This is a genomic window from Rhodoferax sp. GW821-FHT10B06 (assembly GCF_059415605.1).
The window spans coordinates 323,334-342,561 of record NZ_JBWKNO010000001.1; the positions used below are offsets into that span (position 1 = coordinate 323,334).

General features: G+C 65.4%; 18 protein-coding genes. 4 read left to right on the forward strand and 14 right to left on the reverse strand.

The genetic code is table 11. From position 1 onward, the window contains the following. The first annotated feature begins 65 nt into the window (after positions 1-65). The gene (locus AC07O2_RS01525; RefSeq protein ID WP_495073974.1) at positions 66-1,619 is read left to right on the forward strand and encodes a methyl-accepting chemotaxis protein; all 1,554 of its coding nucleotides are present in this window, start codon (positions 66-68) and stop codon (positions 1,617-1,619) included. 22 nt (positions 1,620-1,641) lie between these two features. On the opposite strand, the gene AC07O2_RS01530 is transcribed toward AC07O2_RS01525, so the two are convergent. Continuing rightward, positions 1,642-2,568 (reverse strand): LysR family transcriptional regulator, encoded by a 927-nt coding sequence (locus AC07O2_RS01530; RefSeq protein ID WP_495073975.1) that lies wholly within the window; start codon positions 2,566-2,568, stop codon positions 1,642-1,644. Between the two features lie 112 nt (positions 2,569-2,680). On the opposite strand from AC07O2_RS01530, the gene AC07O2_RS01535 reads away from it, so the two are divergent. Further along, positions 2,681-3,619 carry a dihydrodipicolinate synthase family protein gene (locus tag AC07O2_RS01535; protein WP_495073976.1) on the forward strand — a complete coding sequence of 313 codons (939 nt, stop codon included), beginning with the start codon at positions 2,681-2,683 and terminating at the stop codon, positions 3,617-3,619. Positions 3,620-3,705: 86 nt separating this feature from the next. On the opposite strand, the gene AC07O2_RS01540 is transcribed toward AC07O2_RS01535, so the two are convergent. Continuing rightward, positions 3,706-3,933 carry a SlyX family protein gene (locus tag AC07O2_RS01540; protein ID WP_495073977.1) on the reverse strand — a complete coding sequence of 76 codons (228 nt, stop codon included), beginning with the start codon at positions 3,931-3,933 and terminating at the stop codon, positions 3,706-3,708. Between the two features lie 181 nt (positions 3,934-4,114). On the opposite strand from AC07O2_RS01540, the gene AC07O2_RS01545 reads away from it, so the two are divergent. Together AC07O2_RS01545 and AC07O2_RS01550 are read left to right on the forward strand one after the other, a co-directional pair. Beyond that, positions 4,115-5,368 (forward strand): ABC transporter substrate-binding protein, encoded by a 1,254-nt coding sequence (locus AC07O2_RS01545; RefSeq protein WP_495073978.1) that lies wholly within the window; start codon positions 4,115-4,117, stop codon positions 5,366-5,368. A 112-nt stretch (positions 5,369-5,480) separates the two neighbouring features. Next, positions 5,481-7,169, forward strand: a complete 1,689-nt coding sequence (locus tag AC07O2_RS01550) for an AMP-binding protein (protein ID WP_495073979.1) — start codon at positions 5,481-5,483, stop codon at positions 7,167-7,169. Here the strand turns inward: AC07O2_RS01550 and AC07O2_RS01555 are convergent. The 12 genes from AC07O2_RS01555 to atzF all read right to left on the reverse strand — a co-directional run bounded on the left by AC07O2_RS01555 (position 7,166) and on the right by atzF (position 19,104). Next, positions 7,166-7,915: a GntR family transcriptional regulator gene (locus AC07O2_RS01555; protein ID WP_495074220.1), complete on the reverse strand. Its 750-nt coding sequence runs from the start codon at positions 7,913-7,915 to the stop codon at positions 7,166-7,168. The two genes, AC07O2_RS01550 and AC07O2_RS01555, sit on opposite strands and share 4 nt — an antisense overlap. Positions 7,916-7,969: 54 nt before the next feature. Then, entirely contained in the window at positions 7,970-8,641 is a 672-nt protein-coding gene (locus AC07O2_RS01560; protein ID WP_495073980.1) for a cysteine hydrolase family protein, read from the reverse strand. Next, on the reverse strand, positions 8,638-10,251 hold the full coding sequence (locus tag AC07O2_RS01565; protein WP_495073981.1) for an ABC transporter ATP-binding protein: 1,614 nt from the start codon (positions 10,249-10,251) through the stop codon (positions 8,638-8,640). Before AC07O2_RS01565 ends, AC07O2_RS01560 begins: the two co-directional genes overlap by 4 nt. Positions 10,252-10,264: 13 nt before the next feature. Beyond that, on the reverse strand, positions 10,265-10,948 hold the full coding sequence (gene biuH / locus AC07O2_RS01570) for a biuret amidohydrolase (protein ID WP_495073982.1): 684 nt from the start codon (positions 10,946-10,948) through the stop codon (positions 10,265-10,267). A gap of 5 nt (positions 10,949-10,953) precedes the next feature. Next, complete coding sequence (locus AC07O2_RS01575; RefSeq protein ID WP_495073983.1) at positions 10,954-11,874, reverse strand: ABC transporter permease; 921 nt, start codon at positions 11,872-11,874, stop codon at positions 10,954-10,956. Continuing rightward, positions 11,871-12,941, reverse strand: coding sequence for an ABC transporter permease (locus AC07O2_RS01580; protein WP_495073984.1), 1,071 nt, complete (start codon positions 12,939-12,941; stop codon positions 11,871-11,873). The genes AC07O2_RS01575 and AC07O2_RS01580 overlap by 4 nt, the downstream gene beginning before the upstream one ends. Positions 12,942-12,962: 21 nt before the next feature. After that, positions 12,963-14,081: a BMP family ABC transporter substrate-binding protein gene (locus AC07O2_RS01585; RefSeq protein ID WP_495073985.1), complete on the reverse strand. Its 1,119-nt coding sequence runs from the start codon at positions 14,079-14,081 to the stop codon at positions 12,963-12,965. 102 nt (positions 14,082-14,183) lie between these two features. Further along, positions 14,184-15,302, reverse strand: a complete 1,119-nt coding sequence (gene atzD / locus AC07O2_RS01590; RefSeq protein WP_495073986.1) for a cyanuric acid amidohydrolase — start codon at positions 15,300-15,302, stop codon at positions 14,184-14,186. 16 nt (positions 15,303-15,318) lie between these two features. After that, positions 15,319-15,696: an oxalurate catabolism protein HpxZ gene (gene hpxZ, locus AC07O2_RS01595; protein WP_495073987.1), complete on the reverse strand. Its 378-nt coding sequence runs from the start codon at positions 15,694-15,696 to the stop codon at positions 15,319-15,321. 9 nt (positions 15,697-15,705) lie between these two features. Beyond that, on the reverse strand, positions 15,706-17,127 hold the full coding sequence (locus AC07O2_RS01600; RefSeq protein WP_495073988.1) for an AtzE family amidohydrolase: 1,422 nt from the start codon (positions 17,125-17,127) through the stop codon (positions 15,706-15,708). Continuing rightward, on the reverse strand, positions 17,124-17,333 hold the full coding sequence (locus AC07O2_RS01605; protein WP_495073989.1) for a DUF4089 domain-containing protein: 210 nt from the start codon (positions 17,331-17,333) through the stop codon (positions 17,124-17,126). The genes AC07O2_RS01600 and AC07O2_RS01605 overlap by 4 nt, the downstream gene beginning before the upstream one ends. A gap of 22 nt (positions 17,334-17,355) precedes the next feature. Further along, positions 17,356-19,104, reverse strand: a complete 1,749-nt coding sequence (gene atzF / locus AC07O2_RS01610) for an allophanate hydrolase (protein WP_495073990.1) — start codon at positions 19,102-19,104, stop codon at positions 17,356-17,358. Between the last annotated feature and the right edge of the window lie 124 nt (positions 19,105-19,228).

Here is a 19,228-nt window from a genome sequence, read left to right on the forward strand (position 1 = left end):
CGCCAACGTGATTCTTCCTCTGAAAGAGCTCCATGAAAAATTTAAGCATCTCGCAAAGATTGGGGATGAGTTTTTCGGTTGTGATGGGCATCTTTGTGCTGTTTGCGGTCGCCGCCTTCCTGAAGCTGCAAACCGCTTCGCTGGCCTCCGCCGACATGCTGCAGCAAAACGACACCATGCAGACCGCCAACGCACTGGACGGCCATATCCGCCAGAACGCGGTACGCACCATTGCCATCGGCTTCTCGGACGGCAGCGGCCTGGGCAAGCTGTTTGGCGAAGCCATCCAGGCGTCGGACGCCAAGATCGCGCAGAGCCACCAGGCGCTGCTGGCGTCGGCCACGCCAAGCGCAGCCTCTGGCACGCTGAAGACATTCGACACCCTGTTCACCGCGTGGACCGCGGTGCGCAATGAAATGAACGGCCTGCGCTCCGAGGGTGACGTCGGCGGTTCGCGGGAAATTCTGCAAGAGAAATTTCTGCCGCTGACCGACCAGCTGCTGGCCGCCACCCAGGTGCTGGTGCAGCAACAATCCGACGCTGCCAAGGACTCACAGCAGCAGGTGGACGCGGCCTTTCGGCAGCTCTACCTGACCGGCGCGGGCTTTCTGGTGGTAACGCTGTGCGTGGCGGTCGCTACCTGTCTGGCCTTGTCGGGCGGCATATCCAGAGGGCTGCACGCCGCCGTGACCGCGGCCGACAGCATAGGTGCAGGCGACCTGAGCACGCCCATCCGGGTCACGGCCCAGGACGAGATCGGCAAAATTCTGCTGTCGCTGGAAAACATGCAGCAGAACCTGGTCCAGGTCGTCACCACGGTCATGCAGGGTGCCGACGGGGTGGCCCACTCCTCCAATGAAATCGCGCAGGGCAATATGAGCCTGTCCGACCGCACGGAAAACCTGGCCAGTACCGTGGAGCAAACTACCGCATCGATGGAAGAGCTGTCCGGCGCCGTGCGGCAGAACGCGGAAAACTCGCTACAGGCCAACCAGCTGGCGCTCACCGCGTCCACGCACGCCAAAGAGGGGGCCATGGCCGTCAGCCACATGATCGAGACCATGCAGGGCATCAACGAGTCCTCGCAAAAAATCTCCGACATCACCGGCCTGATCGACGCGATCGCGTTCCAGACCAATATCCTGGCCCTGAACGCGGCAGTGGAGGCCGCGCGCGCGGGCGAACAGGGCCGTGGCTTTGCGGTCGTCGCCAGCGAGGTCCGCAACCTTGCCAGCAAAAGTGCGGCGGCAGCCAAGGACATCAAGCACCTGGTGAACACCAGCGTGGAGCGGGTCAATATCGGTTCGAACCTGATCCACCGCGTCGGGGCCACCATGGAGGCCATCACCCACTCGGTACACCAATTCGAAACCCTGATGAAGGAGATCAGCGCGGCCAGTGCGGACCAGTCCTCCGGGGTGTCACAGATCAGCGATGCGATCCGGCACATGGACTCTTTCACGCAAGAGAACGCGGCCCTGGTCGAAGAAATGGCGTCCGCCGCCAGCAGCCTGAAACGGCAGTCTTTCGAGCTGCTGGAGTCGGTACGCTTCTTCCGGCTGGAAAACGGCGGCCCGCACCCGGCCCATCAGGCACAGCACCGCCTGGCCCTGCACTGAGCTTGCCAACGGCCTGGATGCATCAGGCCACCGGACGCAGCATCTCGGTAAAGCGCTGCGCCACGCCTGACAGCGTGCCGCTGGCACGCGTGACGATGCCGAAAGGCTGGGTGCGCGAGGTGAGCGTGATGGGCAATATCTTCAGCAGCTTGTGCGCCTTGAAGAACTCGCACACATCGCGCGGCAGCAGGGCCACCAGGTCCGAGCTGTTGCGCAGCAGCACCACGGTGGTGAAGGTGGAGGCGGTCTCGATCAGGTTCGCCGGCAGGGCCTGGCCGGCATCGCCCATTTCGCGCTCCAGCAGCGAGCGCAGCGGCATGCGGCTGGGATAGACGATCCAGTTGTAGGGCGCCAGGTCTTTCAGGCCCACGCTACGCATGCGTGCCAGCGGGTGCGCCAGGCCGGCCACCACGCACAGCGGCTCGTCACGTAGCGGCTCATAGCGGTACATGTCCGGCCGTGGGCTGACTGCCACGCGGCCCAGCACCACCTCCAGCTGGCCCTGGTCCAGCATGTGCAGCAGGCGCGCACTGGTGTCTTCCACGATCTCTATCGATACATCCGGCTCCTCCTGGCGCAGCTGGCGGATGGCGTTGGCCAGCAGGTCGGGCACGGCGCCCATGATCACACCCACCTGCAGGCGCCCGCCGCGGCCCCGGCGCAGATTGGCCACCTCCTGCACCATGGCATCCACATCGGAGCGTAAGAGCCAGGCGTAGCGCACCACGCAACGGCCCAGCTCGTTGGGCGCGATGCCGGAGCGCGAGCGGTCGAACAAGCTGCCACCCATCACGCTCTCAATTTCCACCAGCGCCTTGCTGGCGGCGGACTGCGTCATCGACAGGCTGCTGGCGGCCTTGCGCAGCGAGCGGTGCTGGTCCAGGGCGATCACCAGGCCCAGCTGTTTCAGGCGCAGGCGGTTGAGTACGGAGTGGGTGGTGGTGGCCATGAGAGGAGGTGCCTGGGGGTAGTCGTAAAAGCGATCACATTATGGAAAGAATTCTATCGACAGCCCCCAGGCCGCGCACTACATTCGGGCCCACAACTACCCGAGCGAGACCATGACCCAAACATTCACCGCATCCACAGCACGCTACCGTGGCGTATTCCCGGTGGTTCCCACCACCTTCACCGAAGACGGCCAGCTGGACCTGCCCAGCCAGCTGCGCTGCGTGGACTTCATGATCGACGCGGGCTCCACCGGCCTGTGCATCCTGGCCAACTTCTCCGAGCAGTTCGTGCTGTCGGACGAAGAGCGCGAAATTTTGACCACCACCATCCTCAAGCACGTGGCCGGCCGCGTGCCGGTGATCGTCACCACCACCCACTTCGGCACCCGTGTGTGCGCCGAGCGCAGCCGCCGCGCCCAGGACGCCGGCGCCGCCATGGTGATGGTCATGCCGCCCTACCACGGAGCCACCATCCGCGTGTCTGAGGAGCGCATTTACGAGTTCTACGCCAGCCTGTCCGACGCGATCGACATCCCCATCATGATCCAGGATGCACCGGTCAGCGGCACACCCCTGTCGGTGGCACTGCTGGCGCGCATGGCCAAGGAGATCAAGAACGTGGCCTACTTCAAGATCGAAACGCCCGGTGCAGCCTCCAAGCTGCGCGAGCTGATCCGCGTGGGCGGCGATGCGATTGAAGGCCCGTGGGACGGCGAGGAAGCCATCACCCTGCTGCCCGACCTGGATGCCGGTGCCACGGGCGCCATGACCGGCGGCGCCTACCCAGACGGCATCCGCCGCATCGTGGACGCCTATGCTGCCGGCCGCCGCGAAGATGCCGTGGCCGAATACACCCGCTGGCTGCCGCTGATCAACTACGAAAACCGCCAGGGCGGCATCCTGACCGCCAAGGCCCTGATGAAGGCCGGTGGCATCATCGACTGCGAAGCGCCGCGCCACCCCTTTCCGGCCATGCACCCCGAAGTGCGCAAGGGCCTGATCGAGACCGCCAAGCGCCTCGATCCGATGGTGCTGCGTTGGAAGGCGTAAACCTCGGCTTGCTACAACTTCAGTAGCTGTCAGCACAGGTAATACCTGCGCTGGCGCCCGATTTCTTTAAAAATTAGCCGCAGGCTTCAGTAATGCGGCGGCAACTCGTCGCGCAGGCTGCGCGGCGCACCCAGACCACCGTCGGTAGACGGCTGCTGCAGGCGGGCGATCTCGCGCACCAGCAGGTCGATCTGCTGCTGTTGCCGCACCACCACTTGGTCCAACTGCTCCAGCAGGTGCTCGGTATAGCTGAGCTTGATCTCCAGGTCGGTCAGGCGCTGGTCTTGCGGATCGGTATCTTGGTGGGTTTCCATGGGCCTATTGTCTCCGCGCGCCAATTGCTATCAAAAGCAGAGCTGCCAGTGCAGGCAGCCCGTGCACCAGAAGCACTTTCCATACGTATTCTGCGCAGATCTAGCGCGCAATGGCTTGCCGACTTGGACACAAAATGTTGCAATACGCTGCATTTTTCTTGCACCAAGGAAACCTCTGTCTATGCAAACTCCATCCTCTATTGCCGGCGTTTCACGCCGCTGCGCCACCGCTTCGCTGGCACTCGCAGCTCTGTTGGCAACAGGCTCATCGCGGGCCCAGCAGACCATCAAGATTGCCAACATCGTAGAGCTGTCGGGCGCGGGCGCCACAGCGGGCACCAACTTCAAGAACGGGGTGGAGCTAGCGGTCAAGGAAATCAACGCCAATGGCGGCATTCTGGGCAAAAAGATTGAAAGCAGCACAGCTGACACCCAGAGCAACCCGGGCGTCGCCAAGGGACTGACGCAAAAAGCCATAGACAACAATGTGTTCGCCATCTTCGGGCCGGTGTTTTCCGGCTCCATCATGGTCAGCATGGCTGAGAGCCGCCGAGCCGAGGTGCCCAACTGGACGGGCGGCGAGGCCGCCGGCATCACCCAGCAGGGCAACCCGTATATCTTCCGCACCAGCTTCACACAAGCCACGGCCATGCCCAAGGTCGCCACCTACATCACCAAGACCAGCAAAAACCTGGCCGTGCTGTATGTGAACAACGACTTTGGCAAGGGCGGGCTGGACATGCTGAAGAAGTCGCTGGCGGGCTCGCCCACCAACATCGTGGCCGAAATCTCCACCGAGTCCGGCCAGCTGGACTTCTCTGCCGCCGTGATCGCCGCCAAGCAATCCAATGCCGACGCATTGTTCGTCTACACCAATGAAGAAGAATCTGCCCGCGCATTGCGCGAGCTGCAAAAGCAGGGCTGGACTAAGCCCGTCATCGGTGAAACCACACTGACCGGCCAAAAGGTGATTGAACTCGCCGGCGAAGCGGCCAACGGCGCCATCGCCCACGTGGGGCTGGCGGTGGATGCGCCCATCCCCACCGTGCGGGCGTTCAACGCCAAATTCGAGCGCGAGTACAAGTACGTATCCGACCACAACGGAATGAAGGGCTACTCCGGCGTCTATGTGATGAAGGCCGCGATCGAGAAAGCCGGCGTGCTGGACCGCAAGGCCGTCGCCGCCGCCATGAAGGGCCTGAAGATCAACACCGACCGCTACCCCGGCGTGCTGATGTACACCGAGTTCGACAACAAGGGCGACCTGGACCGCATGAGCTTCATGGTGCAGGTGAAAAACGGCAAGCAGACCGTGGTGGACTTTGTGCCGCCCCTGCCCAAGGACAAAGTAATTGGCGCCGCACCTGCGCCTGCACAGGCCGTGGCCCCGTCCGCCCCCAAGGCCGGCGGCAAACCCGTAGCCGCCAAGCCCTAAGCTATCGCGAGGCCCATGTCGCCCAGGCGACGCGGCCCCACCTCGCACTAGGACAAGCCCGGTAACACCTATGGACCAGGCACTCCAGAATGATCTCCCCAAGGAGCAATGCATGGAAAAGTGCTGGTTGAAGAGTTACCCCGACGGCGTGGCGCATGACATCGACGTGCACCAGTTCACCTCGCTGGCGCAGGTGCTGAACACCTCCTTCAAGCAGAACGCCGACAAGCCCTACTCCGTCTGCATGGAGCGCTGGATGCGCTACGGCGAGCTGGACGCGCTGTCCACCGCCATGGCCGCCTGGCTGCAAGCCCAGGGGCTGGAGCCCGGCACCCGGGTAGCCATCATGCTGCCGAACATCCCGCAGTTTTCGGTCGCCATGGTGGCCGTGCTGCGCGCCGGCTATGTCTGCGTCAACGTGAACCCGCTGTACACCCCGCGCGAGCTGGAGCACCAGCTGAAGGACTCGGGCGCCACCACCATTGTGATCCTGGAGAACTTCGCCCGCACGCTGGAAGAAGTGGTGGGCCGCACCGCCATTAAACACGTGGTGCTGACCCGCATGGGCGACCTGCTGGGCCTGGCCTATGGCAGCCTGGTCAACTTCATGGTGCGCCATGTGAAAAAGCTGGTGCCGGCCTACAGCCTGTCCAGCAGCGCCACGCTGCGGGTCACCACGTTCAACAAGGCCCTGGCGGATGGGCGCAAGCGGCCTTTCAAACCGGCCAACTGCACCCTGGATTCCACCGCCTTTCTGCAGTACACCGGCGGCACCACCGGGCTGTCCAAGGGCGCCATCCTGACGCACGGCAACATCGTGGCCGCCATGCTGCAAACCGAAGCCTGGTTCACGCCGGCCTTGAAACAGGTGGGCGAGACCCACAAGGTCAACTGCATCATGGCGCTGCCGCTGTACCACATCTTCGCGCTGACGCTGTGCTTCATGAGCATGCGCCTGGGCTCGCACATGACCCTGGTGCCCAACCCACGCGACATCGGCGGCTTCATCCAGGTGCTGAAGAAGCGGCCATTCCATCTGCTGCCGGCCGTCAACACACTGTTCAATGCCCTGCTGCTGCACCCCGATTTCAAGACCGTGGATTTCTCCAGCCTGTTCGTGTCCCAGGCTGGTGGCATGGCGGCCTCGGAAGGCACGGCGCAACGCTGGATGGAGATCACCGGCTGCCCCATGATTGAAGGCTGGGGCATGAGCGAAACCTGTGCCGTCGGCACCAACAACCCGGTACTGAGCAAAACCTTCAGCGGCAGCATAGGCCTGCCCCTGTCCAGCGTGGACATCGCCATCCAGGACGACGACGGCAACACGCTCCCCATCGGCGCGGCGGGAGAGATCTGCATCCGGGGGCCCAACGTGACCGTGGGCTACTACCACCAGCCCGAGGAAAACGCCCGAGCCTTCACCGCCGACGGCTATCTGCGCACCGGCGACATCGGCATGCTGGACGCACGCGGCTATGTACGCATCGTGGACCGCAAGAAGGACATGATTCTGGTCAGCGGCTTCAACGTATTCCCCAACGAGCTGGAGAACGTGATCTCGCTCTGCCCCGGCGTGGTGGAATGTGCAGCCATCGGCATCCCCGACGAACGACAAGGCGAGGCCATCAAGGTGTTTGTCGTCAGAAGTGACCCGGCATTGACCGAGGCCGACGTGCTGACCTACTGCCACAAGCACCTGACCGGCTACAAGCAACCCAAGTCCATCGCCTTCCGCGATGCATTGCCCAAGTCCAACGTAGGCAAGATACTGCGCCGCGAGCTGCGCTTGCCGGCAGCTTAACTGGGGCTCTGCCCCACCTGGCGGGCCACGTGCACCTGGTGCAGCGTGATCTTGCGCACCTCGGCCTGGCTGGCCTGGATGTGGGCGCGCAGCAGCATCGCTGCCTGGTCGCCACGGTGGCTGCGTATGGCCTTCAGAATCTTGGCGTGTTCTTCGTAGGTGGCGGTGATGCGCGCCTGCTTGGTGAAGTCCAGCCTGCGGATGATGCGTATGCGCTCGGTCACATCCCGGTGCACCCGGGCCATCTCGGTATTGCCGGCCGCGCGCACCAGCGCGGAATGGAATTCCTCGTCCCACTGCGCGACCTGCAAGCTGTCGCTGCTGCGCTGCGCCACCGGCACCAGCCAGATGTCAAACAGCACGTCCAGCAATTGGTGGTCGATCTGGATATGCGGTGCCGCAGCCCCGGCGCTGCCCTCGCACAGACGGTGTGCGGCGGTGGTCTCCAGCACCATGCGCAGGTCGTACAGCTGCTCGAACTGGTCGAAGTCGAACGGCAGCACGCGCCAGCCGCTGCGGAATAGCACCTCCACATAGCCCTCTTGCTGCAGCCGGGTCAGCGCCTGGCGCACGGGGGTGCGCGACACGCCCAGGCGTTCGCTGATTTCGTTCTCGGTAAAGCGGTCGCCAGGTACCAGCTTGAATTCGGCCACGTCGCGTTTCAGCTGGGCATACACCTCTTCGGCGCGCGAGCGGTGTACAGCGGGTTCTGCGGGGAAAGCGGAGGAAGTGGGGGTTGGAGTCAAGGAGTGCACAGGGCAAACTTTAGCAGGCGCCACATAAGCCACGACATAAGCCGCTCACAGCGCGGCCAATGCCCGCAGCACCGCGGTACTGGGTGCTGTCCAGCCGACGATGCCGCCCTGGGCGCGCACCATCTCCAGCGTGGCCGCCTTGAACTGCGGAAAGTAGCTCTCGGTGCAGTCCTCCAGCAGCAGGCCGTCATAGCCCCGGTCGTTGGCTTCGCGCATACTGGTCTGCACGCAGACCTCGGTGGTCACGCCCATGAACAACAGCTGCCGGATGCCGTGCTGTTGCAGCATCTCGTGCAAGCCGGTGGCATAGAACGCGCCCTTGCCGGGCTTGTCGATGACGATCTCGCCGTCCACCGGCGCCAACGCTGCAATGATCTGGTTCCCCGGCTCACCGGCAATCAGGATACGCCCCATATTCCCCACATCGCCGATGCGCAGCGCCGGGCTCCCCCTGTTCAACTTGGCCGGCGGGCAGTCGGACAGATCCGGCTTGTGCGCCTCGCGGGTGTGCACCACCAGGCCGCCGGCCTGGCGCCAGGCCGCCAGCATGGCCTGGCTGGCCGGCACGATAGCTTCCAGCAGGGCCACGTTGTTGCCCAGGGTTTCGCCAAAGCCCCCGGGCTCGATGAAGTCGCGCTGCATGTCGATGATGACCAGGGCGGCACGGGCGATATCCAGCGGGTAATCGAACGGCAGCGCGGAGATGTTCAGGCTCATGCGGCCTCCTTGTGGTCGTCGTGGCCCCCACCCATGTGCGCGCCTAGGATATGGCGCTCGGCGGTAGCGGCGGGGGTTTCAAACACGATGCGGCCTTCGCTCATCACCACGATGCGGTCGGCCAGCTCCAGTAGCTCATCCAGGTCTTCGCTGATCAGCAGCACCGCGCCGCCGCGGTCGCGCACGCCGAGGATGCGGCTATGGATCTCGGCCACGGCCGCGAAGTCCAGGCCGAACACCGGGTTCGCCGCGATCAGCACATTGATGTCGCCGGCTAGCTCGCGCGCCAGCACCGCGCGCTGCACATTGCCGCCCGACAGGCTACGGATGGGAGCACCCTCGCCCTGCGTCTTCACGCCGTATTCCTTGATCCAGTCGCGTGCCCGGCTGCGCCAGGTGGAGAAGCGCAGCAGGCCGCTGACGTTCAGCGGCGGCTGGTCAAAGTCGCGCAGCGCCATGTTCTCGGCCACCGACAGATCGCCGACGCAGGCATTCCGCAGCGGCTCTTCGGGCAGGCTGCGTACCTTCAGGCGGTGGTTGTCAGAGCGCCGGGCCGCGTAGTCTTCGCCCATCACCTGCACCCGGCCGCCCAGGCGGGGGCGCTGGCCGACCAGCGCCTCCACCAGCTCGCGCTGGCCGTTGCCAGAGACCCCGGCCACGCCCAGCACCTCGCCCTTGCGCACCGCCAGGCTCAGGCCATGCAGCGCCAGGGTGCCACGGTCGCCCTGGGCTTTCAGGTCGTCTACCTGCAAAGCGATAGGCCCGTCATTTGCTGCACTTTGTGTAGCACGCTGCGCAGGTAATTCCTGCGCCAGAGCACTATTTGACTCTGAACTTTCACCCATCATCGCCTGGGCCAGGGTGCGCGTTAACTCTTGTGGTGCAGCATCGGCCACGCGGCCGTGGTGCACCGCCTTGCCACGGCGCAACACGGTCACGCCATCGGCATAGGCCAGCACCTCGCGGAACTTGTGGGTGATGATGAGCACGCTGCACTGGCCGCTCTGGGCGAAGGCGCGCACATGGCCCAGCACCTCGTCGGCCTCCTGCGGTGTCAGCACCGAGGTCGGCTCGTCCAGGATCAGCAGGCGCGGCTTCAGGTACAGCTGCTTCAGCAGCTCCAGCTTCTGCTTCTCGCCGGCCGCCAGCTCGGCCGGGCGCGCATCCAGGTCCAGGCTGAACGGCGTGGTGGCCAGAAAGGCTTTCAGCTCGGCGCGCTTGGCGGTCCAGTCAATCACCGCCGGCAAGGTACCGCCGGCCAGAAGCAGGTTTTCGGCCACCGTCATGCCGGGTGCGAGCGTGAAATGCTGGTAGACCATGCCGATACCCAGGCTGCGGGCGACGATAGGGTTGCTGATGGCCTGCTCGCGGCCGTCGAGCATGATGCTGCCCTCCTCCGCGCGCTGGAAGCCGGCCACGCATTTCACCAGCGTGCTCTTGCCCGCGCCGTTCTCGCCCAGCAAGGCGTGCACCGTGCCGGGCTCGACGCGCATCGACACGCTATCCATCGCGGTAAAGCTGCCGAAGCGCTTGGTCAGGTGGTAGGTCTCCAGCGCCAAAGCGCCGGTGCCTGCGGGAAGCGCGCCAATCGGGGTGGAGTCTGTTGCCATGGGCTTCCTCGGGTTAGACAACGTCGAGCAGGGCTGCCGACGGCGCGTGCGCGCCAAACACACCGCCCTGCATGGTCACCATGTTCAGCGCCGCCTGGTGGTTGGCCGGGTCGGTGGCGGCCGTGCAGTCGGACAGCAGCAGGCATTCGTAGCCGCGGTCGTTGGCGTCGCGCATGGTGGTGTGCACGCAGACATCGGTGGTGATGCCGGCCAGGATGATGTTCTGCACGCCGCGCTGGCGCAGCACCATGTCCAGGTCGGTGGCGTAGAACGAGCCCTTACCGGGCTTGTCGATGATGACCTCGCCCGGGAACGGCACCAGCTCGGGGATGATTTCCCAGCCGGGCTCGCCACGCACCAGGATGCGCCCGCAGGGGCCGACGTCACCAATGCCAACGCCGTTGGCACCAATCTGCCGCGAGCGCCAGCGCTTGTTGGCCGGCAGGTCCGACAGGTCGGGCCTATGCCCTTCGCGGGTGTGGATGATGTGGTACCCCAGCGGGCGCAGCCGTGCCAGCACATGGGCAATCGGCGCAATCGGCGCGCGGGTCAGGCTGATGTCATAGCCCATCACATCCACGTAGCCGCCAACGCCGCAGAAGTCGGTCTGCATGTCGATAACGATCAGCGCGGTGTTATCAGGACGCAGCAGGCCGTTGTAGGGCCAGGCGTAGGGGTTGGCAGCAACATAGGCCATGGTATTTACCTTGTAGAAGATAGCTCGCCCGGGCTGCCGACGGCCACGCTGCCGGGCTTGCAGGTGAAGACGAGGATCACCAGCGTCAGCACATAGGGCACGGTGTTAAACAGGTGGTAGCCCCAGCCTATGCCCACCGACTGCATCGCCGGGCCGATGGCGCCGGCACCGCCGAACAGCATCGCGGCACCCACGCAGCGCAGCGGGCTCCAGCGCGCAAAAATCACCAGCGCCACCGCGATCAGGCCCTGGCCGCTGGAGATACCTTCGTTCCAACTGCCGGGGTAGAACAAGGTCAGCGACGCGCCACCCAAACCGGCCATGAAACCGCCCGCAGCAGTCGCCGCAATGCGGATGCCGGAGACGGAATATCCCAGCGCCCGCGTGGCATTCGCCGAGTCGCCCGCCAGCCGCACCAGCAGCCCCCAACGGGTGCGCGCAAACGCCCACCACAGGCCCACCGCCAGCGCGATGCCGATGGGCAGCAGCGCATTGATCTGCAGTGCCGACTGCACTACGCTGGAGCCGCTCCAGCCACCGAGTGGAATGGCCGGAATCTGCGGCGCCTGCGGCTGGATCAGCGGCTTGCCCAGGTAGAAAGCCAGGCCGGTGCCGAGCAGCATCAGCGCAATGCCGGTGGCCACATCATTCACCCGCGGCAACGAGCACAGCACGCCGTGCAAGGTCGCCAGCAAGGCCCCGGCGCAAGCCCCAGCCAGCACACCCAACCAGGGTGAGCCGGTGAGATAGGCACCACCAAAGGCGCTCATCGCCGACAGCACCAAGACGCCTTCCAGACCCAGGTTGATGCGGCCGGACTTTTCGGTCAAACACTCGCCGAGGCTGACGAATAGAAACGGCGTGCCGACGCGCAAAGCGCCGCCGACAATTCCGGCCACCAAAGCCACCCATTGGTCTGCAGTCATGTGGCCTCCACACCAGCAATAGCCGGTCTACGCATCTTGGAAAACAGCAGCTTCCAGTCCACATCGCGCAGCGCCTCACTGGCCAGGATCAGCACGAAAGCAATGCCCTGCAGCACCATCACGGACGCATCGGGCAAGCCGAGCCGGCGCTGCAGCAGACTGCCGGCCGCGCCAAAACCACCGAACAGAATCGCCACCGGCACGATGGCGACCGGGTTGTGCCGGGCGATGAAGGACACCAGGATGCCGGCATAGCCGTAGCCGGCGATCAGCGAGGCATTCGCGTTGGTGTGTACCGCGGCGACTTCCACCGCACCGGCCAGGCCGGCGCTGGCCCCGCCGAGGGCGCAGGCCGTCAGAATCAATTGCGTGGCGGGCAGGCCGACCAGCTGCGCGGCACGCGGGTTGCCACCCACCACGCGGATCGAAAAGCCGGATGCCGTCCAGCGCAGCCACAGCCCGAGTGCTACGCAGGCCAGCACACCGAGTACCAGCCCCCAGTGCACATCCGATCCGGCAATGCCGGTGATCAGCAGGCCCTCGGGCAGGCTATGCGTGGCGGGCTTGTTCAGGCTGGCCGGGTCGCGCAGCGCGCCCTCGACCAGGTGCTTGAAGATGCCGATCGCCACATAGGCCAGCAGCAGGCTGCTGATGGTCTCGTTGATGCCACGCGCCTGGCGCAGCCAGCCCGCCAGCATGATCCACAGCGCCCCGGCCAATGCACCGGCGGCGCAGGCGATCACCGTGCCCAGCAGATTCGCCGGCAGCGGCAGCATGGTGCCCACCGCCGCACAGGCCAGACCGCCCAGCACCAAAGCCCCCTCGCCACCGATGATGACCAAGCCAGCGCGCGCCGGCAAAGCCACGCACAGCGCGGTCAGCATCAGCGGCGCCGAACGCTGCAGCGTGTTCTGCCAGGAGAACCAGTCACCGAACGCTCCCTTGAACAGCGTCAGCCACATGTCCAGCGGACTGACGCCGGCGAACCAGACGAAGACGCCGAACAGCAGCAGCGCCAGCAGGATGGCCGTGACCGGCAGCAGGATGTCTTTGGCAGTGGAGTGCATGCGAGCTCCTGTGGGCGTTGTTTAGAAGGAACCCTGTACGCCTTCCACTAGGTAATTCATTCCTTCCAAAACCGGGTCGGTCTGCTTGAGTACCTTGCCGGCGGCGATCACCGTGGCGCCCTTGTTGTCTTTCAGCGGGCCTTTGAAGATGTCGAAGGTGTCGGCCACCATCTGTGCCTTGATGCCATCGGCCTGCTTCTTCGCCGCGTCGGTAACCATGCTGCCGTAGGGCGACATCTTCACGTAGCCCTCTTTCAGGCCGCCACGCAGGAAGTTGGGGTGCGGTTTGCCGGCCTGGGCGGCGTCGATGATGGTCTTGTAGGCGGTGAACCAGTTCCACTCGGCGCCGGTCAGGTAGGCATTCGGTGCCAACTTGGCCTGGCTGGCGTGGTAGCCGCAGACCATCTTGCCGCGCTTGGCGGCGGTCTCCACCACCACCTTGGGGCCGTCCACATGCATGGTGAACACATCGCAGCCCTGGTCGGCCAGGCTGTTGGTGGCCTCGGCCTCTTTCACCGCCATGGACCAGTCACCGGTGAAGATCACGCTGCAGGTGATGCCGGGCTTAACGGATCGCGCGCCCAGGGTGAAGGCATTGATGTTGCGCAGCACCTGCGGAATCGGCTTGGCCGCCACGAAGGCGATCTTGCTGCTCTTGCTCATATGGCCGGCGATCACGCCGTTGAGGAACTGGCATTCGTCGATGTAACCGAAGAAGCTGCCCACGTTCTTAGGGTGCTTGCCCTCGGTCCACATGCCGCCGCAGTGTGAGAAGCGCACATCGGGGTACTTGGGCGCCAGCGCCAGGATGTGCGGGTCGAAGTAGCCGAACGAGGTGGGAAACAGCAGGCTCGCGCCATCCTGGGCAATCATGCCGGTCATGGTCTTTTGCACGGCCGAGGTCTCGGGCACGTTTTCTTCTTCCACCACCTTCACGCCGGGTAGCTTCTTGATCTCGGCAGCGGTCTGCGCATGGGCCTGGTTGTAGCCATAGTCGTCACGCGGACCGACGTAGATCACGCCCACGGTGAGCGGCTTTTGCGCCAGGGCGCGCGGCGCCCAGCTACCCAGGGTGCCCGCAGCCGTCAAGGCGGCCAGCGTTTGGAGGGACTTGCGGCGGTTCAGGCTGTCAGAGCTCATACGTTTCTCCAGAAGAGTGGTTACCAAAATAGTGCACGAGAAGATATTCCATCTTGGATACAAGATGGGACGCAAAATGCATGCCTGCGCATCCAGCCACGCTCAAGCCCCACCCACCCGCACGATGGCCGCCACCGGCCCACCGCCCGCAGGCCCCTGGTGCTCGGCCCCGCCGGACACATACAACGCGGTGCTTCCCACTAGCGATGCCAGCACCGCACCCACGGCGGCACGGGCATGGCGCGTGGCGTTAATGTCGGAGTCGTTCAACATGGTGTGGCGCAGGCCGCGCACCAGGCCATCCGGGCTGGCCTCGGCCTTGGCCAGCAGATTGACCAGGCCTGGCAGGGCCGATGTACCGTCCCCCTCCATGCCGAAAGCGCTGCGCAGCAGTTGGCGTACGCTGGCGGCATCCACCGCATCGCGCATCACGGTGTGCGCAATACGGTAGGGCGACGCAGCCCCCTCGGCCTCGCCCAAGACAATCACCACATTACCCTCCAGCTCGATGCCGGCCGAGGCGGAGGCGCGGGCCGAATACAACGACCCGTCGGCCAACACCGCCGCGGCCACGCCGGTCTGCGGCGGCACTTCACCCAAGGCCACGGCCACGCCCAGAGCCGAGGCACCACGCGAATAGCCCATGGATTCATAACTGTCCTGCGTAACTGTCTGGGCGCCGCGCTGCTGGGCTGCACGTACCTTGGCGGCGGTCAGCAGCGGGCATTTGATCTGCACAAAATGCACGTCGGCCGCATCGTCTATGCCGGCGTCCTGCATGGCCTGGCGCACCGCAGCAGCCGTGCACGCGATCTGGGCGGCGCGCCCTATCTCCTCGGGCAGGAAGTCGCGCGTATGCGCCACCCCCACCACCAGGCGCTTGCCTTGGGCTGGCACCGCATCCACCCAGCGGCGCGAGAAAACCGTCCAGTGCGGCGACAGCACCCCTTCGGTGCCGCCCGACATGACCAGGGCCACGCGCTGCCCCACTTCGGCGGGCGTGCAAGCCAGATGCGGACTGAGAAAGTAGCACCAGCTGGTAGAGGCGAAGTCACGGGTGAAGTCATTCACACAGCCGTTGCCCTCGGTCTTACCCATCACGGCCACGATGTCCACAGGATGCAAGACCCCGCTGGCGATCAAGGCCTGCACGCCCGACAGATCCCCGGGGCCGCTGCACAGCACCCGGTGCACCTCCACGTGTTGGACTCTGGTGTTCATACGCGCACCGCCGACATCACAGCAGGCTGACGTGGGCAGCCACCACACGCCAACCCGCGGGCGTGCGCAGCCAGGTCTGGCTCTGGCGTCCGGTCTTGCTGCTGCCCTGGCGCTGGAATTCCACATTCGCGGTGGCGAAGTCCTGCCCGTAGGTGGTGATGACGACCTTCAGCAGGCTGCGCTCCAGCCCCTGGGCCACGCGGCCGGCGCGAAACGTCTGGATGGCCGCGTAGCCATACAGGTTCTCGGTCGCGCCATAACGCAGGGTGTGCGGGCTGTCCCAGAACAACTCGTCCAGCACCTCGACTTTGTTGTGGACCAGCGCGTCCTCGTAGCGCGCAAACACGGCCTGTACTTCGGCCAGTACGCTGGGAAGGTTGATGGCATAGGTCATGGTGGTTCCTTACAACGATGCGAGCGGCGCACGGCATACGCCTGCGGCCTCCAGCACGGCGGCGGCGCGCAGCACCAGGTCTTCGCGCCAGGGGGCGGCAATCAGCTGCACGCCAATCGGCAAGGCCGGGTGCGCGCCCCAGACCGGTACCGCGCACACGGGCAGGCCGATGCAGGAGATGGGTTGCGTCAACACGCCCATGTTCGGGCGCAGCGGCAGCTCGCGGCCATTCAGGTCCAGCCGCTCGGCCCCCAGCGGTGTCGCCGCGCAGGGTGTGGCCGGTGCCAGCAGCAGGTCGTACTGGCCGAGCACCTCCGCAGCAGCCTGGGCGTAGCGGCGCCGCACGCGCTGGGCCCGCGCCACCCAGGCGGCGGGCAGCAGAGCCCCGGCAAGGAAGCGATCGCGCGACAGGGGCTCGAAGTCGCCCGCGCGCAAACGCAGATTGTCCAGATGCAAGGACGCGCCTTCGGAGTTGGTGATCAGAAACGCGGCGGCACGACCGGCCTCTACCCAGGGCAATTCCACCGTATCCGTCGCGCCCAGCGCCTGCGCCACCGTGGCCACAGCGGCACGGGCTTCCGGCAAGGCGTTATCAAAGAAATAGCCGCCCAGCACGCCGATGCGCAGGCCCTTGATTCCCAAGTCCAGCTCATCCACTACAAATTCTGTAGCACGTTGCGCACATCCTGCGTCCACGTGCGGGCCTTTTACTTCGGGTCCCTGCATCGCGTCATAGGCCAGCGCCAGATCGCGCACGCTACGCGCGAACGGGCCCAGGTGGTCCAGGCTGGTGACGAAGGGGAAGCTGCCGGTGCGTGGCAGCCGACCGAAAGTCGGCTTGAGGCCGAAGATGCCGCACAGCGAGGACGGCACGCGGATCGAGCCATTGGTGTCCGAGCCCAGGGTCAGCGGCACCTGGCCAGCCGCCACGGCGGCGGCACATCCACCCGACGAGCCCCCCGCCGTACGGCCCAGGTCGTGCGGGTTGTGGCAGGCGCCTTCGTGGCTGTTCTCGGTGGTAAAGCCGTAGGCGTATTCGTCCATGTTCAACGCACCCACCAGGATGGCCCCGGCCGCCTCCATACGCTGCACCAGCAGGCCATCTGCCGTGGCTGGCGCGCTGTCGCGCTCGATCTTGGAGCCCGCCAGGGTGCGCAGGCCGGCGATGTCGAACAGGTTTTTGACCGCGAACGGCACGCCCAGCAGGGGCAATGCGGCCTGGCTGCCGTCGGCCAGGCCAGCGTCTATCTGTGCGGCTCGCTGCACAGCACGGGTCTGCACCAAGTCGGTGAAGGCGTTGACGCGAGCGTCGGTTGCCGCGATTCGGGCCAGGCAGTCCTGTACCAGCTGCGTCGCGCTCACTTCGCGCGCAGCCACGGCCTGGGCCATGCGGGCCGCGTCCTGCTGCCACCAGGCGGCAGTGGCCGTCATGGTGCGTCTCCGGGCACAACTGGCGAAACGGGGATGAAGGCCATGGGCGACTCGTCCTGCGGCGCCAAGGGCACGGCCTGTACCAGCTCGGCCATGCCCGCCGCCAGGGCGTAGTAGCGCAGCACACCGGGGCGCGCATCGCCCAGCTCCAGGCCCAGCGCGGCGGCGGCTGCGTCGACATAGGTTTCGATTTGCTGCTCTGTCATCACCGCGCCTTTCGCTGAAAAATCATCCGGCAAGGCTGCCGCTGGCGATGTAGGCACGCCAGCCGCCGAAGTGCGAGATATCCGTCGCCCCCTGCAAAGCCTGCGGCTCGCAGACAAAGCCCTGCACCGTGCTGCCATCGGCCAGGGTCAGGCTGCCGATGCCCAGCGGCGAGGGAATCAGCGCGACGAACGAGCCGTAGTGCGCCAGCGGCATTTCCCACACCTCCACCGCAATCTGCGTGCCTGCGCCGGGGGCAATGCGCAGCAGACCCGGCTTGGGCGGCACGGTGCCGGGCAAGGCGTACAGCTGGTAGTCCGGTGCCGTAGTGGTGCAAGCGACCAAAGTGGCGTAGCGTTCGGTCAACTGGCTGTTCAGTGGCATGCCGGACAGGTGGGCGCCGACCACGGCCACGCGCACCACGGCTGCAGGGAGCAAGCCCGGCACAGGTTGTGGTGCCGGCAAAGGCAGATCCAGCGCGCCTTGCAGCAGGCCGGTCGCGTGGTGGTAACGCTGGCCCAGCTCGGCCAACTGCCAATCGCTGCCGCAAGGGCCGATCAGCGTGATGCCAAACGGCAAGCCATCAGGCCGGATGCTGCTGGGCACCGAGATCGCCGCGTAGTCCAGCAGATTGACGAAATTGGTATAGGCCCCCAGGTTGCGGTTCAGCACCACCGGGTCGGCCTGCATCTGGGCAATCGTGTAATGGGTGGGCGCGGTGGGCACCAGCAGCAGGTCGATGCTGTCCCTACCCACCCACATCGCCGCGGCCTGCTGCCCGTAGGCGCGCAGTCGCACCTGCGCATCAAACACGTCGGCGGCGCTATAGCCCTGCCCTGCCGCCAGAATGCTGCGCACCGGCTCAATCACCTGGTCGGCATGGGCATCAAAAAAGCTGCGCACGGCGGCATAGCGCTCGGCCACCAGGGCGCTGTCATACAGCAACGCCGCAGCAGCAGCCAGCGGCGCGTAATCAATCGACACGGGCGTGCCGCCCATCTCCACCAGGCGCTGTATGCCCTGCTGGAACGCCGCCTCGGCCATAGCGTCGCCAAAGAATTCCAACTGCGACGGCACGCCAAACCGGAACCGCTCCGGAAAGGCTGCGCGGGCCAAAACCAGGTCGCGCGAATACGGGTCCAGCGCGTCGTAACCCATGGCGGCATCCAGCACACGCACAGCCGTGCCGACGGTACGGGCAAAAATGGACACGCAGTCCACGCTCTGCGCGGCCGGCACCAGGCCACGGGTGCTGATGAGTCCTTTGGACGGCTTGATGCCCACAATATTGTTCAGCCCGGCTGGCACGCGGCCCGAGCCGGCGGTGTCCGTGCCCAGCGCGAAATCCACCTGGCCGGTGGCCACCACATAGGCCGAGCCGGAACTGGAGCCACCCGACACATAGGCGGGGTTAAACGCATTCGGCACCGGACCATAGGGTGAGCGCGTGCCATTCAGGCCGCAGGCGAACTGGTCCAGATTGGTCTTGCCCAGCAGCGACGCACCAGCCTTGAGCAGCTTGTGCACCACGGCGGCGTGGGCCGTGGCCGTATAGGCAAAGGCCGGACAGGCCGCCGTGGTGGGCAGGCCCTGCACGTCCAGGTTGTCTTTGACTGCAAATTGCCAGCCGGCGAGCGGCCCGCCGGGTGCCCCTGCCACGGCCTGGCCGGGGCGTGATAGCCAGGCCGCCGCAGCCCCCGCCCAGGCGCCAGATTCTGCGCTGACCATGCCGCCAAGCGCCGCACCACTTTCCAGAGTTTCGGTTTGCACCATTTTTACGCATCCCAACTTGTATCCAAGATGAGATGCAAGCAATATGCCAGCTTGACTGCGATCCATACAGCTACACAACAGTGCGGTTTGGCCACGCCCGCAGCCTGCGCGCCTGTATGTGCCA

Excerpts from the sequence above, each read along its gene's own strand:
- AC07O2_RS01525 (WP_495073974.1), top strand. The coding sequence starts at position 66 with ATGAGTTTTTCGGTTGTGATGGGCATCTTTGTGCTGTTTGCGGTCGCC.
- AC07O2_RS01530 (WP_495073975.1), bottom strand. The coding sequence starts at position 2,568 with ATGGCCACCACCACCCACTCCGTACTCAACCGCCTGCGCCTGAAACAG.
- AC07O2_RS01535 (WP_495073976.1), top strand. The coding sequence starts at position 2,681 with ATGACCCAAACATTCACCGCATCCACAGCACGCTACCGTGGCGTATTC.
- AC07O2_RS01540 (WP_495073977.1), bottom strand. The coding sequence starts at position 3,933 with ATGGAAACCCACCAAGATACCGATCCGCAAGACCAGCGCCTGACCGAC.
- AC07O2_RS01545 (WP_495073978.1), top strand. The coding sequence starts at position 4,115 with ATGCAAACTCCATCCTCTATTGCCGGCGTTTCACGCCGCTGCGCCACC.
- AC07O2_RS01550 (WP_495073979.1), top strand. The coding sequence starts at position 5,481 with ATGGAAAAGTGCTGGTTGAAGAGTTACCCCGACGGCGTGGCGCATGAC.
- AC07O2_RS01560 (WP_495073980.1), bottom strand. The coding sequence starts at position 8,641 with ATGAGCCTGAACATCTCCGCGCTGCCGTTCGATTACCCGCTGGATATC.
- AC07O2_RS01565 (WP_495073981.1), bottom strand. The coding sequence starts at position 10,251 with ATGGCAACAGACTCCACCCCGATTGGCGCGCTTCCCGCAGGCACCGGC.
- biuH (WP_495073982.1), bottom strand. The coding sequence starts at position 10,948 with ATGGCCTATGTTGCTGCCAACCCCTACGCCTGGCCCTACAACGGCCTG.
- AC07O2_RS01575 (WP_495073983.1), bottom strand. The coding sequence starts at position 11,874 with ATGACTGCAGACCAATGGGTGGCTTTGGTGGCCGGAATTGTCGGCGGC.
- AC07O2_RS01580 (WP_495073984.1), bottom strand. The coding sequence starts at position 12,941 with ATGCACTCCACTGCCAAAGACATCCTGCTGCCGGTCACGGCCATCCTG.
- AC07O2_RS01585 (WP_495073985.1), bottom strand. The coding sequence starts at position 14,081 with ATGAGCTCTGACAGCCTGAACCGCCGCAAGTCCCTCCAAACGCTGGCC.
- atzD (WP_495073986.1), bottom strand. The coding sequence starts at position 15,302 with ATGAACACCAGAGTCCAACACGTGGAGGTGCACCGGGTGCTGTGCAGC.
- hpxZ (WP_495073987.1), bottom strand. The coding sequence starts at position 15,696 with ATGACCTATGCCATCAACCTTCCCAGCGTACTGGCCGAAGTACAGGCC.
- AC07O2_RS01600 (WP_495073988.1), bottom strand. The coding sequence starts at position 17,127 with ATGACGGCCACTGCCGCCTGGTGGCAGCAGGACGCGGCCCGCATGGCC.
- AC07O2_RS01605 (WP_495073989.1), bottom strand. The coding sequence starts at position 17,333 with ATGACAGAGCAGCAAATCGAAACCTATGTCGACGCAGCCGCCGCCGCG.
- atzF (WP_495073990.1), bottom strand. The coding sequence starts at position 19,104 with ATGGTGCAAACCGAAACTCTGGAAAGTGGTGCGGCGCTTGGCGGCATG.